General features: G+C 72.4%; 13 protein-coding genes. 7 read left to right on the top strand and 6 right to left on the bottom strand.

All coding sequences use genetic code 11. The annotated features are described in order from the left end of the window. The 4 genes from ACFV4N_RS28575 to ACFV4N_RS28590 form a co-directional block, all read left to right on the top strand. A partial coding sequence (locus ACFV4N_RS28575) for a hypothetical protein (protein WP_499675704.1) occupies window positions 1-496 on the top strand: 496 nt, incomplete at its 5' end. Continuing rightward, window positions 496-936 (top strand): SUKH-3 domain-containing protein, encoded by a 441-nt coding sequence (locus tag ACFV4N_RS28580; RefSeq protein ID WP_499675705.1) that lies wholly within the window; start codon window positions 496-498, stop codon window positions 934-936. The genes ACFV4N_RS28575 and ACFV4N_RS28580, both read left to right, overlap by 1 nt. A gap of 217 nt (window positions 937-1,153) precedes the next feature. After that, window positions 1,154-3,046, top strand: coding sequence for a tachylectin-related carbohydrate-binding protein (locus ACFV4N_RS28585; RefSeq protein ID WP_499675706.1), 1,893 nt, complete (start codon window positions 1,154-1,156; stop codon window positions 3,044-3,046). A gap of 4 nt (window positions 3,047-3,050) precedes the next feature. Beyond that, entirely contained in the window at window positions 3,051-3,944 is an 894-nt protein-coding gene (locus tag ACFV4N_RS28590; RefSeq protein ID WP_499675707.1) for a PIG-L family deacetylase, read from the top strand. Between the two features lie 146 nt (window positions 3,945-4,090). Here the strand turns inward: ACFV4N_RS28590 and ACFV4N_RS28595 are convergent, their stop codons facing one another. From ACFV4N_RS28595 to ACFV4N_RS28610, 4 genes are all read right to left on the bottom strand, one after another. Then, entirely contained in the window at window positions 4,091-4,597 is a 507-nt protein-coding gene (locus tag ACFV4N_RS28595; protein ID WP_499675708.1) for a carboxymuconolactone decarboxylase family protein, read from the bottom strand. A 135-nt stretch (window positions 4,598-4,732) separates the two neighbouring features. Next, window positions 4,733-6,187, bottom strand: a complete 1,455-nt coding sequence (locus tag ACFV4N_RS28600) for an MFS transporter (RefSeq protein WP_499675709.1) — start codon at window positions 6,185-6,187, stop codon at window positions 4,733-4,735. A gap of 11 nt (window positions 6,188-6,198) precedes the next feature. Next, a complete protein-coding gene (locus ACFV4N_RS28605; protein WP_499675710.1) occupies window positions 6,199-7,347 on the bottom strand; it encodes a serine hydrolase domain-containing protein in 1,149 nt (382 codons plus the stop codon). 158 nt (window positions 7,348-7,505) lie between these two features. Next, complete coding sequence (locus tag ACFV4N_RS28610; RefSeq protein WP_499675711.1) at window positions 7,506-8,396, bottom strand: LysR family transcriptional regulator; 891 nt, start codon at window positions 8,394-8,396, stop codon at window positions 7,506-7,508. An 89-nt stretch (window positions 8,397-8,485) separates the two neighbouring features. Here ACFV4N_RS28610 and ACFV4N_RS28615 point away from each other — a divergent pair, with 89 nt between their 5' ends. Further along, window positions 8,486-9,238 (top strand): alpha/beta fold hydrolase, encoded by a 753-nt coding sequence (locus ACFV4N_RS28615; RefSeq protein ID WP_499675712.1) that lies wholly within the window; start codon window positions 8,486-8,488, stop codon window positions 9,236-9,238. A 51-nt stretch (window positions 9,239-9,289) separates the two neighbouring features. On the opposite strand, the gene ACFV4N_RS28620 is transcribed toward ACFV4N_RS28615, so the two are convergent. Further along, on the bottom strand, window positions 9,290-10,030 hold the full coding sequence (locus tag ACFV4N_RS28620; protein WP_499675713.1) for an SDR family oxidoreductase: 741 nt from the start codon (window positions 10,028-10,030) through the stop codon (window positions 9,290-9,292). 95 nt (window positions 10,031-10,125) lie between these two features. On the opposite strand from ACFV4N_RS28620, the gene ACFV4N_RS28625 reads away from it, so the two are divergent. Further along, entirely contained in the window at window positions 10,126-10,677 is a 552-nt protein-coding gene (locus ACFV4N_RS28625) for a TetR/AcrR family transcriptional regulator (protein WP_499675714.1), read from the top strand. A gap of 242 nt (window positions 10,678-10,919) precedes the next feature. Then, entirely contained in the window at window positions 10,920-14,057 is a 3,138-nt protein-coding gene (locus ACFV4N_RS28630) for a tetratricopeptide repeat protein (protein WP_499675715.1), read from the top strand. Window positions 14,058-14,545: 488 nt separating this feature from the next. Here ACFV4N_RS28630 and ACFV4N_RS28635 read toward each other — a convergent pair whose 3' ends face one another. Beyond that, on the bottom strand, window positions 14,546-15,379 hold the full coding sequence (locus tag ACFV4N_RS28635; RefSeq protein ID WP_499675716.1) for an IS630 family transposase: 834 nt from the start codon (window positions 15,377-15,379) through the stop codon (window positions 14,546-14,548). Window positions 15,380-15,431 lie beyond the last annotated feature (52 nt).

Genomic DNA, 15,431 nt, shown 5'->3' on the forward strand with positions numbered 1-15,431 from the left:
GGACCGCCTGGTCCACAACCTCACGGTCGACGGGCTGCACACGTACTACGTGGGCGTCGGCGCGACCGCGGTGCTCACGCACAACGACGACCCGAATTGCCCGGTCGACGCCGCGCGGCGGCTTGCCGACCAGACGACGTCGATCACGGGCAAGAAGCGCCCGCAGGTGTCCGAGGCGATCAGGCTCACCGATGGGACGCCCTACCAGAGCACCAGCTTCAAGGGTGAAAGGCCGGTGCTGCACCCGTTGGTGGAAGGGCTGCTCGGACAAGTCCCGAGGTCGCTCCAGGGCAGGGGCCACGCGCGGTGCGGGCTGCCGGTCTGCTTGTCGGAGGCCCTGTGGGACGGTCGGGACCCGACCGGCGCGGAGGCGGCTGCGGTGCTCGTGCGCAGCCACGTCGATCACAAGGACCACGGCAAGGCCATCGGCCCCTGCGGCAGTTGCCAGGTCTTGGAGCACTACTTTGACCTCAACTTCCTGACGAAGGACGACTGATGGGTTCGTGGTCCGCCGAGGCGGAGCAGGTCATGCTGGGCATCGGGTGGGCTCCCGGCCGACGGGTGGACACCACGCCGTGGCGGGAAGCGTTCGAAGCGGTCGGCCTGTCGATGCACGAGGCGGCGGAGCGCTTCCTCGCCGAGTTCGGCGGTCTGGTCTGCGACGTCCGCGGGCCGGGGCTCACCGCGGCCAGGGAACCGTTCGACCTGGACCCGCTGCTCGCCGAGGGCGAGGAGGACCGGTTCCAGGAGTGGGGGGAGGAGATCGGCAGGTCGATCTTCCCCGTCGGCGAGCTCGACCACGGGCGGTTTTTCCTCGGCATCGACGAGAACGAGGAGATCTACCTCGTCGCCGACTGGCTGGCGAGGTTCGGCGCCGGCCGGACGGGCTTGGAGAACCTCGTGCTCGGTGTGATGCCGGAGGAAGTCGTGGACTAGGGCCGCGCGACTGCGCGGTGCGGTGGATGCCAGGCGGTGTCCACCGCGCCTCCGGCGCGGCCGTGAGTTCGCACCTTCGGGTGATCAGCGAGGCAGCTCGTGAGTACCGGGCGCTGTGCACCTGATGCCGACCGGTATTCGCACGCTGCCCGATCGATCAATCGACTGATTCGTTTCATCCCAATTTGACCTGACCGGAGTAGCTCGGATGCGCAGAATGAGAACAACCGGTGCGCTGGTCGCGTTCACGGTGGCCGCGTCGACCCTCGTCCCGACCGGCCCGGCCACCGCGGCCGACGAGGTGCTGCGGTGCCGCACGGCGGTGTCGGTGTTCGCCGCCGCGCCCGACGGGACGCTCCGGCTCTACCAGCACGACGAGCCCGAACTCGGCGAGCACCTGCGCGCCGGTTCCTCGGTCATCGGGGGCGGGTGGACAGTGCCCATGGCGGTCGGCCAGGACGGGTACGTCTACCAGGTGCTCGACGGCGGCAACCTGCACCGCTTCCGCTGGACCGGGAGCGACTGGGAGCGGCCGGGGGGCGGCTGGTCGGTCAAGATCGCCGAGGACTGGGACGACTGGACGTCCGTCGCTTCGCGCAAGCGGGTCGCGGTCGACTCGAACGGGGCCTTCTTCAAGTTCAACTCGAACGGCGAGCTGACGTGGGAGCGGTACGACGGGACGGCCTGGACCCGGCGCGTGCTGGAGACCGGCGCCGCGAACCGGTACGACCTGGTGGTCGCGGCCGGTGACGGGGTGTTCTACGTGCGCGACCCCCACGTGCTCAACGGGGTCTTCTACCGCTACGAGTACCACGCCGCCTCGCAGCGCTTCCTCAAGCCGAAGCAGCTGGTGGCCCACAGCGGTGACGCGAACCTGCTCGACTCCGCGTTCTCCGCGGGCGGTGACGTGCTGTACGGGGTGTCGGGCGCGTGGTTGTGGTGGTACCGCTACGACCCCGCCACCGGCGGCTTCGCGCCGCGCCGACTGGTCGACACCGGCATCACGCCCGGCACGCAGTACGGCGCGATGACGGACGCCTGCGAACTCCTCGGCCGCGCCGTGCCCGCCCGGCCGGCCGTGCCGGTGCGCGAGGACCAGCCGAACACCGCCGTCGTCACCACCGACGGGCTGGTCGACTACTTCTACGTCAACGCGGCGGGCAACCTGACGTCGGCCAAGCAGCGCTACCCCGGTGACTTCTCGCTGCTCACCTACCAGGCGTTCGACGGCACGCCGCCGCGCACGGGCGTCCCCGGCGCCGGGCTGCGGGCCGACGGCCGGGTCGAGGTGCTGGTCAACAGCCCCGACGACGCGGTGCTGCGCGGCAAGAGGCAGGAGGTGCGCAACGGCGTGTGGGGTGCCGGGACGACCGTGCACGACGGCTGGTTCGTCGGCGACCCGGTGGTGGTCGCGGACCCGACCGGCGCACTGGCGGTCTTCGGCGTGGACGCGCAGGGCGCGCTGTGGCGACGGCCCCAGGCCGCCCCGAACGGCGAGTTCCTGCCCTGGCAGCGGATCGGCGCAGGCGCCACCGCGGACTTCACCGCCGTGCGCAACGGGTCCGCGGTCGACGTGGTGACGCGCTCCGCCGACGGCTCGGCCCGCGTCGCCCGGTACGCGAACGGCGCGCTCGGCGCGTGGCGCACGATCGGCGGCGGCTCGGACGTGGTCGGCAAGCCGGCGGTCGTGGCGCACGCGGACGGCACGCTCCAGGTGGCCGTCCGGCGCGCCGATGGCGGCGTGCACGCGCAGCGCGAGGCGGCGGGCGCGTTCCCCGGCACGTGGCAGCGCGTCGGCGACGTGGTCGCGGACGGCTCCCCCGCCCTCGCCCTGGGCACCGACGGCTTGGTGCACGTGGCCGTCCGGGTGGACGACCAGGTGCACCAGGCGAGCCAACTCGCCCCGGCGGGCGCGTTCGGCCCGTGGACGACCGTCCTCTTCGAGGAGACCGTGACCGACCCGAACGGCTACACGCTCGCCGACGGCGGTCCGGCTTTCTCCTGGCGCACGCCCGGTGGGCTCGTGGCGACGGTCTACACGACGTCGTCGGCCGCCAGGTCCGCGAGCGCCGCCATCACCGCGTTCACCGGCGTGGTGGGGAAGGGCTGACGACGTGCGGCACAGGGTGCGGCAGGTGGCGGCGCTGGCGGTCGCGGCGCTGGTGGTGACCGCGGCGCCGGCACCGGCCGCAGCCGCCCGGACGACGCTGAGCTTCGTCGCCCACCAGGACGACGACCTGCTGTTCATGAACCCCGACATCCTGTCGGACGTGCAGGCCGGCGACGCGGTGTGGGTCGTGTACCTCACGGCGGGCGAGTTGCCGTGCGGCGAGGGGTTCCCGGCGTGCGGCATGGAGTACGCCGACATGCGCGTCCACGGTGAGCGCGCCGCGTACGCCCGCGCCGCGGGGGTGCCGAACCGGTGGGTGTACGAGGCGATGTGGTTCAACGGCCACGAGGTGCCCACCAACCGGCTGGAGGGCACGGACGTCCGGCTCGTGTTCACGTTCGTCCACGCCGCCGGGGGTGGCGACCAGTGCGGCGACCTGTACCGGCTGGTGCACCGGCCGGGGTACGTGGCGCGGCCGATCGACGGGCGCGCGCCCTACACGAAGGCGTCGTTCGTCGGGATGCTGCGCGAGATCATCCGCACCACCTCGCCCGACCTGATCCGCTCGCAGAGCAGCATCGGCCACCGCCAACCCGACCCCGACCACGTCGACCACGTCGCCGGCGCGATCCTCGCCGCCGAGGCGGACACGGACGCGGCCGGGGACACGCTGGTCCGCCGGGACGAGTACGACGGCTACGTGATCCGCCAGTACCCGGACAACGTGTTCGGGTACTGGCGCGACGAGAAGACCGCCGTGTGGGACCGGTACTGGCCGCACGACCCGGCGTTGGGACCGGGCAGTTGGCGCGAGGTGATGGGCAGGCAGTACAGCCCCGACGGGCGCGTGTTCCACCCGGGCGTGCCCTGGGTGCCGCCCGGCGACGTCCGCTGCTGACCCGGGGGGACCTGACCACCGGACCTCGCTGACACCCCGCACCGGACCGTGCCGGCGTGATCGCGCGTGGTCCCGCCATGAGGTGGTCGGCCGTCGTCCGGGTGGGGACACGGTCGCCGTGTCCTCACCCGGAGCCCCTTGCGGTGTTACCGCCGCCACTGCTCCGCGGGCGACACACCCGGGATCGGCTTGCCGATGAGGGCGAGGGGGGTGAAGAAGCCGATCTGGCCGATCGCCATGGCGAGGGTGGCGATCGCCTTGTCGTCGTAGTGCTGCGCGGCCTTGGCGTACAGCTCGTCGGGGACCCGCTCGCCGTGCGGGTTCGGGGTGAGGACGGCCTCGACGAGTGCCAGTGCGACACGTTCGGCGTCGGTGAAGCACGGCGCGTCCCGCCAGGACGCCGCGGCGGTGATGCGCTCCTCGGACTCCCCGGCCTTGCGGAGGTTGCCGGTGTGCAGGACGGTCAGGTAGGTGTTGCCGACGAGCTGACCGGCGCGCAACTGCACCAGGCCGATCGTGGTCCGGGGGATCGACCCGTTCCCGGTCGCTTTGAACAGGGCTGCGCCGATCTCGCCCAGCTCGGGGATGAGCGCGGCGGGGTTGGGCAGTCGCGAGTGGGGGGTTTCCCGCTGGGTCGTCGTGGGGGTGTTCATGGGGTTTCCCTTCTGCGGTTTCAGTGGTGTCTCTGCTCTGACGACTCGCGCGTGGCGGATGTGACCGGTGATCGCGCTTGGTTTCGAGCGGTGTGGCGATGACCGGGTTGCCGCCGCTGTCCCGACTTGGTCTGCTCACACGGGGGTGCGCGGTGCGGTCGGTTGACCGGGGCGCCTGCTCTGGCTCGTCGGCCGCAGGAGGACCACGGCGGCCAGCACCGCGGCCAGGTAGAAGGCGCCGGCGCCGAGCAGGCCGGTGGTGTACCCGCTGGTGAGCGCTTCCGGCGCCGGTGTGCCGCCCGGTCGGCTCTTGGTGATCGTGACGGCGGTCGTGGCCAGGATCGCCAGGCCCAGCGCGCCGCCGACCTGTTGGGTGGTGTTGATGAGCCCGGAGGCGATGCCGGAGTCCTGCGGGGCGACTCCCTGCACGCCGCTGATCGTCGCCGCGACGAAGCCGATCCCGAGGCCGACACCTGCGACCAGTTGGGCGGGCAGCAGGGCGACGAGGGCGTTCTGGTCCGGGGTGAGCGTGCTGAACCAGCCCATCGCCAGGGCGGCCACCGACATGCCGATCGCGAGCACGTTCCGCACGGACGTGCGGGCCTGCAGGCGCGGTCCGACCACGGCGGAGCCGAGGCCGATGCCGATCGCGAACGGCAGGTAGGCCAGGCCCGTGATCATGGGTGAGTAGTGCTTGATGGACTGCATGTACAGGGTCAGGAAGTAGAACGTGGCCAGTTGGCCCGCGCCCATGAGCAGCATGACCAGGTTGGCGCCGAGCCTGCTCCGGTCGGACAGCACGCCCGCGGGCAGCATCGGGTTGCGGACGCGGCGCTGGGTGGTCGCGAACGCCAGGGCCGGCACGACGGCGATCACACCGACGGTGAGGGTGAGCCCGTCGCCGAGGCCGTCGGCCCCTGCCCGGTTGATCGCGTAGACGAGCGAGCCGAGTGCGAGGGTCACGGTGATCGCGCCGGGGAGGTCGATGCCGCCGCGTTCGCGGGCGCCGGGAACGATCGCGAGGGTCCCGATGAGCAGGAGGAGGGCGAACGGGACGTTGATGTACATGATCCACCGCCAGCCCAGGTACTCGGTGAGCGCGCCGCCGAGGAGCAGGCCGACCACCGCGCCGAGGCCGCCCATCGCGCCGTAGACGCCGAGTGCCTTGTTGCGCTGCGGTCCGGCGGGGAAGGTGTCGGCGAGCAGTGACAGCGCGGCAGGGGCGATGATCGCGCCGCCCACGCCCTGCAGGACGCGCGCGGCGATCAGCATGACGCCGTTCTGGGCCACGCCGCCCAGCAGGGATGCGAGCAGGAACACCACGAGGCCCGTCCGCATCAGCAGGCGGCGGCCGAACAGGTCGCCGGCGCGGCCACCCACCAGCAGCAATCCTCCGAACGCCAACGCGTACGAGGTGAGCACCCAGTCCAAGTCGGACTCCGAGATGGACAGTCCGACCCCGATGTTGGGCAGGCCGACGGTCACGATGGTGCCGTCCATCACGATCAACAGTTGCGCGGCCGCGATCACCAGCAAGGCCCGACCCTTCTTCGGGGCGCGCCGGGAACGGGTCTCGGTGTGCGAAGTCATCTGCTTTCCCTTCACGCGGCCGTGGCCGCGCGGTGGACCGCGGCTGCGAGCAGGTCGTGTTCCGGGTAGGACCAGTTGAAGGAGAACCGGCGACGGGTGTAGCCGAAGGCGACCCCGCTGAGGGGATCGGCGAAGGCCTCCGAGCCCGCCGAGCCACCGTGGCCGAACGCGTTCGCGCCCAGGAACGGGTAGCGCAGGCCCTTGGCCTGGAAGCCGAGGGCGTACTGCCCCTGGGTGCCGGTGACGAGGTCGCCGCCGGTGGAGTGGAGCATGGCGAACTCGCCGAGGACGTCCGGTTCCAGCAGCGGCGGCCGGCCGCCGAGGCCGACGACCGCGGCCACGTACATCCCGGCCAGCCCCCGGGCGTTGCCCACCCCGCCCGCGGAAGCCTGACCGAGCGCGCGCACGCGCCGGGTGTTGGCGAAGGCCACCTGGTCCAGGGGCGGGGTGGAGTTGAGGCCGTACCCGATCCCGGTGATGCTGTGCGGACCGGGAACGGTCGCCCAGAACGCGGCGAGTTCTTCCGGACCGGCCGGCCCCGGCTGGATTTCCCGGTAGCGGTCCTCCAGCACCTCGGGCAGACCGAGGTAGAAGTCCAGCTCGTACGGCGCGCGGATGCGTTCTTCGAAGATCTCCTGCAGCGAGCGGCCGGTGACCCGGCGGACCACCTCGCCCACGATCGCGAACGTCACGAACCCGCCGTAGCCGTAGGCCGACCCCGGCTTCCAGTACGGTCGCTGCCCCGCCAGGCGAGCGGCGATCACCCGGTCGTCGGCGAGCTCGTCGGCGGTGAACCCGCCGTCGACGCCGATGACGCCGGAGCGGTGGGTGAGGACGTCCCGCAGGGTGATCCCGCCCTTGCCCGCCGCCGCGAACTCCGGCCAGTGCACGGCGACGGGCTCGTCCAACCCCAGCGTTCCGTCCTGCACCAGCAACGCCACCACGAGGGTGGCGGCGCCCTTGGTCGAGGAGTAGACACCGGTCAAGGTCTCACCGCTCACCTCGTCCCCGGCCCACAGGTCGACCACCTGCCTGCCGTGCACGAACGCCGCGAGCTGGGCACCGGACCCACCGCCGTCCTCGGCGACCGCGGCGGCGAACGCCTCACGGACCGCCTCGAAACCGTCGGCGACGCTCCCCTGCACGTCGATCCTGCTCATTCGTCCCTGCTCCATCCGTCGAGCTGCCGACACTTCTCGACAGCCCTGACGCACGGATCGCGGAGAACGTGACCGCTCAACGGATCGCCGGTGGTTTCGTCCAAGACCTGTTCGGCACCTCGTCATGCCGGAGTTGCATCGCCAGGTGGGACCGGTCTTCACGGGTCGCGGACGAGGAGGCTTTCGGCGAACCTGACGAACTCGGGGACGAGGGGGTTGGTGTCCGCGGCGCGGGTGGCGACGACCACCTGACAGGGCTCTACGCCGTCGAGGGGAACGGTGACCAGATCGGGGCGCAGGGTGAAACGCCGGTCGCCGGCCGGGATGACGGCGATGGCGGTGCTCTCGACGATGGCTTCGAGTTTGTCGTCGTAGGTCTCGGCGATGGTGGGACCGAGCGGGGCCGGTTCGTCGCCCGTTCGGGGTTCGAGCCGCCAGAATCCGGTCCAGTCGGCGCCCATGCCGGTACAACCGACGAGTGGTTCCGCGGAGATGTCCGCGGCACTGACCGACTCCTCACCGGCGAGGCGGTGGGAGGAGGACATGAGCAGGACCCGGGGCTCGGCGTAGAGGACCGTCAGGTCGAGCTCCGACGCCGGGATCGGCAGCGGTGTGCGGATGACCAGGGCGTCGACGCGCCGGTCGAGGAGGGCGCCGGCCTCCTGCGAGCCGAGGTGGCGGGTCTGGACGTGGGCGTCGGGGTGGCGGCGGCGCAGACCGCGCACGGCGGGCGTGACGACCAGGTCGTCGACGTAGCCGATGGTGATCGTTCGCGCGGGCGCCGCGGCGCGTGCGGTGAGCACCGCGTTGCGGGCACCGTGCAGCAGCCGCTGCGCCTCGGGCAGGAACGCCGCACCCGCCGCGGTGAGCCGGCTGCCCTGGGTGGTGCGCTCCAGCAGGCGCACGCCGAGGGTGTTCTCCAACCGCTGGACCTGACGGCTCAGCGAGGGCTGGGCGACCCGCAACTCCTCGGCGGCACGGGCGAAGTTCAGGTGCTCGGCGACCACCGTGAAATACCGGACCAGCCTCAGGTCCAGGTCGGAAAGCATGTACGCAGCGTACTCGTCATGCGGATACCGCATGACGACGTGCGGAACGGGTCTTGGACGGCCGCCTCGGCCGCTGCTGTCCTGTAGCCATGACCATCGTGTTCGTGAACGGCGTCCCCGTGACTCCCGCGGTGTGGGCTCCGCTGATCGGCGAGTTGCCCGGATCGCGGCGGCAGGAGGCGGTCCTGCTAGCCCCTCCCGGCTTCGGGGCACCGCTTCCCCCCGGATTCGGGGCGACCATCTTCGACTACCGGGACTGGCTGGTCGACGAGTTGTCCCGCTTCGACGCACCTGTCGACCTCGTCGGCCACAGCCTCAGCGGAGGTTACGTCCTGGAAGTGGCGATGACCCGTCCTGACCTGCTTCGCAGCTGGGTCAGCGACACCATCGGGGGTTACGAGCCGGACTACACCTGGCACGAGATCGCGAAGCTCTGGCAGACACCGGGCGACGGAGAACGCCACGTCGAGGAGCTGTTCTCGGGGAACGACCGGGACCGGGCGAGGCGCATGGTCGAGTGGGGCATCCCCGAGCCGACGGCCGGCCAGGTGGCAGCAGGCCAGGGTCCGGAGATGGGCAGGGCCATCCTCGCGCTGTACCGGTCGATCCCCCCGGAGGTGCTGCTTGAGCGCGGACGGGAGCTGCCCGCGGCCGCTGCCAGCCCGGGACTGGTTCCCGTCGCCACCGAGGACCTCACGGGCGGGAGTGTCGCCCTCCGCCACCGAGCCGCGCGGCGCGCCGGGGCTCGCGCCGTCGACCTCGACGGACTCGGTCACTGGTGGATGCTGCAAGACCCGGCGCGGACCGCCCGCGTGCTGACGGAGTTCTGGGACAGCCTGTGACGGGATCCCCACACGTCACCCCCAAGCGGTACGGGTAGGGATCAGCGGTCCTCAGTCCTGGACGGTCGGGCGGATGGTGATGTCGCCGATCTCGACGTCGTCGGGCTGTTCCACCGCGAAGGCGACGGCCCGGGCGACGGCGTCCGGGGAGATGGCGAACTCCGCCATGTTCTCGCGGATGGTCCGGCGCACCGCGGGGTCGTCGATGGAGTCGGCGAGTTCGGTGCTGACGTAGCCGGGTGAGATCGAGGTCGTGCGCAGCGCGCCGTCGGTCGACTCCTGTCGCAGTCCCTCCAGGATGGTGCGCACGGCGTTCTTGGTCCCGGCGTAGACCGCCATGGTGGGGGTGATCTTCAGCCCGGCCGTCGACACCGTCGTCACGAGGTGGCCGCGGCCCTGGCGGCGGAACACCGGCAGGGCGGCCGCGATGCCGTGGAGCACGCCGCGCACGTTGACGTCGATCATCGCCGACCAGCCGTCGACGTCCAGGTCCGCCACCGGCCCGATCTTGCTGATGCCGGCGTTGCCCACCAGCACGTCGAGCCGGCCGAACTCGGTCACGGCCCGGTCGACGAGCCGCTCCAGGTCCTCGCGGCGGGTGACGTCGACGGGGCACGCGACGGCGCGACCACCCCGGTCGCGGATGTCCTGCGCGAGTGCGTCGAGGCGGTCCTCCCGGCGCGCGCCGAGGACGACGGCGGCGCCGCGTTCGGCCATGAGTCGCGCGGTCGCCTCCCCGATGCCGCTGCTGGCCCCCGTGACGGCGACGACCTTGCCGGTGATGCCTGGCATGGTGCCCCTTTCCCCGATTAATGTGGACACGTGTCCGCTTATTTTCACGCTAGCGGACACGTGTCCGCTTGTCCACGTCGTCCTGCGGAGGGCAGATGAACCGACCCCGGTTGCGCGCCGACGCCGCCGAGAACCGCGCCCGGATCGTCGAGGTCGCGCGGGCCGTCATCGCGAGTTCGGAGGAGCTGAAGCTCAACACGATCGCCAAGCGGGCCGGGGTCGGCCAGGGCACCCTCTACCGCCACTTCCCGACGCGGGAGGACCTGCTCGCCGAGGTCTACCGCCACGACGTCGAAGAACTCGTCGCGGCCGCGCCGGTCCTGCTCGCCGAGCACGACCCGGTCACCGCACTGGCCCGCTGGTTCGATCGCGTGGCCGACTACGCACGGGTCAAGCGCGGGGTGTTCGCCGCTGTCGAGGTAGGGGTGTGGCAGGACCTCTCCGCGCACAGCCTCGGCCCCATCGGCGACGCGATGACCGCCCTGCTCGACGCCGGCAAGACCGCCGGGGCCATTCGGCCCGACGTCGACGCCCGCGACGTCATCCTGCTCCTCGGCTACCTGACCCGGCTCGACGAGGAGGAATGGGACACCCGCGCCCGACACCTGCTGCACGTCGTCCTCGACGGCCTGCGCTCCCACGAATGACGAGCCGCCGACGCCCGTGCGGCCCGACTCGCACGTGCCCGGCGCGACCGGCAGGGGCGCCGCGCCCTGACCGGTCGCCGACCGCGCCGACCTGCGTCGCTCCGCGCCGTTCGTCCGGACCTGCACGACGGATCCCGGATCACGCCAACCGCCATCGCTCTTCCAACCGTGTGACCGAATGCGGCGGATCACTCGGTCGGGTGATCAGGACGAGGGGTCGCGTTCCGGGCAGAATCTGAGGCGTGCAGGACGATGCCCCGGTCACGCAGGACGGCGACGACCTCACCCCGGAGCCGGGTGGTGCGGCGGACGACGTCCGCGTGGTGCAGTACGCGGAGGTCCGGTCGGGCGGCGTCGCGGTGCAGGCGGTCGGGGACGCCTCGGTCACCGTCCACCAGCACCACCACCCGGCGATCGGCGTCTCGTGGCCCGTGCGCCTCGGGGTGCCGCCGCCGGTGGCGGACCGCTACCAGCGCCGTCAGGTGGACGACGTGGTGGCCGGGGTCGTGGCCGCCGCGGGCACGCGGACCCCGGACGACGTCGGGTCGGTGGGCGCGGTCGTGCTGTCCGGACTGGGCGGGGTGGGCAAGTCGCAGGTGGCCGCGCGCCTCGCGTGGCAGGTGTGGCGGGACGAGTCGGTCGATCTGGCGATGTGGGTCGACGCGCGGTCGCGGGCCGCCGTGGTGACGGCCTACGCGCGCGGCGCGCGGCGCGTGCTGCGCGACACCGACCCGGACGTCGACGACCACTCGCCGGAGGAGGCGGCCACCGGGTTGCTGTCGTGGTCGGCCGCCACCGACCGGCGGTGGCTGATCGTGCTCGACGACCTGCAGGACCCGGCGGACCTGCGCGGCCTGTGGCCACCGGTCACGCCGTCCGGTCGCGTCGTGGTGACGACCCGGCGCCGGGACGCCGCGCTGGCGCGCGAGGACCGCCGGGTGGTCGAGGTGGGCGTGTTCACCGAGGACGAAGCGTCGGCCTACCTGGTGGCGAAGTCACCCGGATCGGGCGCGCCCCCCGGTGACGTCGACGGGCTGCGGGCGTTGGCGGCGGACCTCGGGCACTTGCCGCTGGCGCTGGCCCAGGCCGCGGCGTACCTCGCGGACAACCCCGCGCTCACCGTCGCCGACTACCGCGGGCGACTGGCCGACCGCCGCAGGACCCTGGCCCAGGTGATGCCCGAGGGCGGAGCGCTGCCCGACGACCACCGGGACACCGTGTCCGCGACCTGGGCGCTGTCGATCGAGCACGCCGACGCCCTCGCACCGCGGGGCCTGGCCCGGCCGCTGCTGGAGCTGATCAGCCTGCTGGACCCCGCGGGCGTCCCCGTCGACCTGTTCACGGCGCAGGCGGTCAAGACCCACCTCGGCGACCCGGCCGACGACGACGTCGTGGACGCCCTGGGCACCCTGCACCGCCTGGGCCTGGTGACCCTGGATCCCGACCGGCCCGACGCCGCGGTGCTGGTGCACGGGCTGGTCCAGCGCGCGGTGCGCGATGACGCCGCCCCGGGGCGGCTGGTCGACGCGGCGCGTGTCGTCGCCGACGCCCTGCTGGAGATCTGGCCCTTCAACGACGTGGAGTCCACCGTCGGCCCTGTCCTGCGCGCCAACGGCGTCGCCCTGCACGCGAACGCCGAAGCGGCCCTGTGGACCGGTGGCCCGCACCCGCTGCTCCTGCGCGTCGGCGAGTCGCTCGGCGAGGCGGGACTCGTCACCACCGCCACCAACCACTTCCGCCACGTGCACGACCGCGCACGGACCCACCTCGGTGACGACCACCGCGACACCCTGGCCGCCCGAGGCGGGCTTACCCGGCTGCGGCTGCTCGCGGGCGACGCGGCAGGGGCCGTTGCCGACGCCGAGCGGTTGCTGGCCGACCAACGCCGGGTACTGGGTCCCGACCACCCCGACGTGGCGGCGACCCTGGTCACCCTCGCGGAGAGCCGCGGCGAGGAAGGAGACGCCGCCGCCGCGGTCGAGGGCTTCGAACAGCTGCTGGCGGAGCAGGGACGCGGGCGGCACCTGCGCGACGTGCTCCGGCGCTCCCGCCCGGTGGACCAGCGGGCAACCAGTCAGCTGCACCCGCTGCACCTGCGCGAGAAACTGGCCCAGTGGCGGGCGCGGTCCGGTCGGCTGGACCTGGCCGAAGCGGAGTACGAACGCCTGCTCGTCGACCAGTGCGCCCTCATGGGAGCCGACCACCCGACAACGCTGCGCACCCGGGCCAACCTCGCCCGCACCAAGGCGGAGAAAGGCGATCTGGCCGGGGCGGCCGCCGAGTTCGACCGGTTGCTCGACGAGCAGCGCCGCGTGCTGGGCGCCGACCACCCCCACACCCTCACGACCCGGGTGAACCTGGTCCACTGGCGCACCGAGGAGGGCTCGCAGGACGGCGTGGAGGACGAGTACCGGCGATTGGTCGACGACCACGTGCGGGTGCTGGGCCCCGACCACGTCAAGACGCTGCACCTGCGCTCCTCCTTCGCCCGCTGGAAGGCACGCACGGGCCGCGTGTCCGAGGCGGCCGCGGAGTTCGAGGCGCTGCACGCCGACCACCTCCGGCTCCACGGCCCGGACCACCCCGACACTCGGACCGCCGGGCACAACCTCGCCCTCGCCCGGGCGGGACGCACCGGCGCGGGCACGGCAGCGGACGTGCGACAGGTGCTCCACCGGCAGCAGGACCTCCTGGGCCCCGACCACCCCGACACCCTGGCAACCCGTCGCGAACTGGCCCGCCTGCGCGCCGAGAGCGGCGACCTGCCGGGCGCGACCGCGGAGTACCGGGCGCTGCTCGAACGCCACCTGGAGCTGTTCGGCCCCGACGACGCGCGCACCCTGGACGTCCGGGAGAACCTCGCCCTCCGGCTCCTGGAAGCCGACGACGTCATCTCCGCCTCCGCGGAATACGCGCTGCTGCTGCCCCGTCAACGACGCCTGCTCGGCGACGACCACCCCGACGTCCTGACCACCCGCGCCCGACTGGTCCACTGCGTCCACGAGGCCGGGGACACCGCGGCAGCCGCCGCCACGTACGCGCGGCTGCTCCCCGACCAGCTGCGCGTGCTGGGCCCCGACCACCCCGACACCTTCGTCACCCGCGCCGTGCTCGCCCAGCACCGGGCCGGAGCAGGGCAGGCGAAGGAAGCGGTCAAGGACTTCCGCCGCCTGCTCGCGGACGTGGTGCGCGCGCTGGGACCCGACCACCCCCACGCCCTGACCACCCGCGCCAACCTGGCCCGCTGCCTCGCCTACGCCGGGAAACGACGCAGGGCGGCCGTGCAATTCCGGAGGTTGCTCGCCGAACAACGCCGAGTCCTGGGCCCGGACCACCCCGCGACACGGGCCACGGCCGCCCTCCTCGGGCAGCCGGGGTAGGACCGTACGAGCGGACCCGCTGATAGGGCTCCATCCCCGCGGCGATCACCACGCGATCGCAGGCGAACACCTTCGGCGGCAGCAGCTGCCACAGCAGCTCGGCAGCCACGGGCAACAGCGTGGTGCGTCGGACACGGTGGGCAGGTCGGGGATGGTTCCTCCCTCGGGTACGGCCGCGGTGAGGAGGGTGGGTGTTCCGCGCGCAGGCGGGATGGTCCGTCGATCGCGATCCACCCGGCCGGCTCTCCTGTGCCCCCACGTGAACCGGGAGATGATCCCGACCGATACGTCCACGTCCTGCTCGTAACCAGCCACTGCGCGCGACAGCGTGGTCTTGTGGCGATGCGCGCTGTGTGGTTCGCCGGGCGTCTTCCGCGCGTGAGCCGGCGTGGTCGTCCGGTCCTGGCCGGCCATGTCGACATCGCTGTGCTTCCGCTCGGGTCGATGCGATCCGCAGGGACGGGATCACGACGGACCGCCCGTTCGGATCAGGGCCCTCGCGGTGACCTCGTACACCCCGGGTGCGTCGCCGTGGTCGTGGGCGGGTGCCCGGTGCTCGGGGTGGGGGCCGTATCGGGCGCGGTCCGGTGAGGTGGTGATGTCGTGTCCGCGGTCTTGGCGGGGTGTGGGAGCCAGGTGCGGACGGGTGAGTCGGTGGCGAAGTCGGTTTTGGGGTGGGCGTGGTTGTTGCGTCGGCGGATGTAGTTGGCGATGGCGGTGTTCTGTTCGGCGTGGCTGTGGTGGTGGGTGCCGTTGAGGGTGAAGTAGCGCAGGGCGGTGAACTCGGCTTCGATCCAGTTGAGCCAGGAGCTGTAGGTGGGCAGGTACACCAGTTCGGCGTTGTTGTCCTCGGCCCAGTCGCGGACGGCGGGGTGGTGGTGGGGTGCGAAGTTGTCCAGGACCAGGTGGAGGCGGTGGTGCGGCCAGCGGGCTCGGAGGCTTCTGAGCAGGTCGAGGAGTTCGTGGTGGCGTTGGCGGCGTCGGATGCGGTAGTGGAGCCTGCCGGTGGTCAGGTCGAGTGCGGCGAGCAGGTACATCACGCCGTGGCGGCGGGGCCGGAGGTTGCGGGGGCGGGGTGGTGGGGTCGTGGGGCCCGGCGGGGGTTCGGGTGGTGGGGGGGGCCCTTTAAAACCCGGGGGGGGGGGGGGGGGTGGGTGGGGGGGGGGGGGGGGGGGGGTCGTGTGTCGCCAGGGTTGGCCTTTGCGGGGTTGCAGTCGCAGTGGTCCGAGTTCGTCGAGGCAGATGACTCGTCCGCCTGCGGGCGGGTGGTCGTAGAGGTCGAGGACGCGGTGGGCCCTGGTGTGCAGGTCGGGGGTGATCATGCGGCACGTGTCCCCAGGGTGACGGGCGGTCCGGAGCGGCAGGACCAGGGAC

Source organism: Actinosynnema sp. NPDC059797 (genome assembly GCF_042732085.1).
Classification (GTDB): Bacteria; Actinomycetota; Actinomycetes; order Mycobacteriales; family Pseudonocardiaceae; genus Actinosynnema.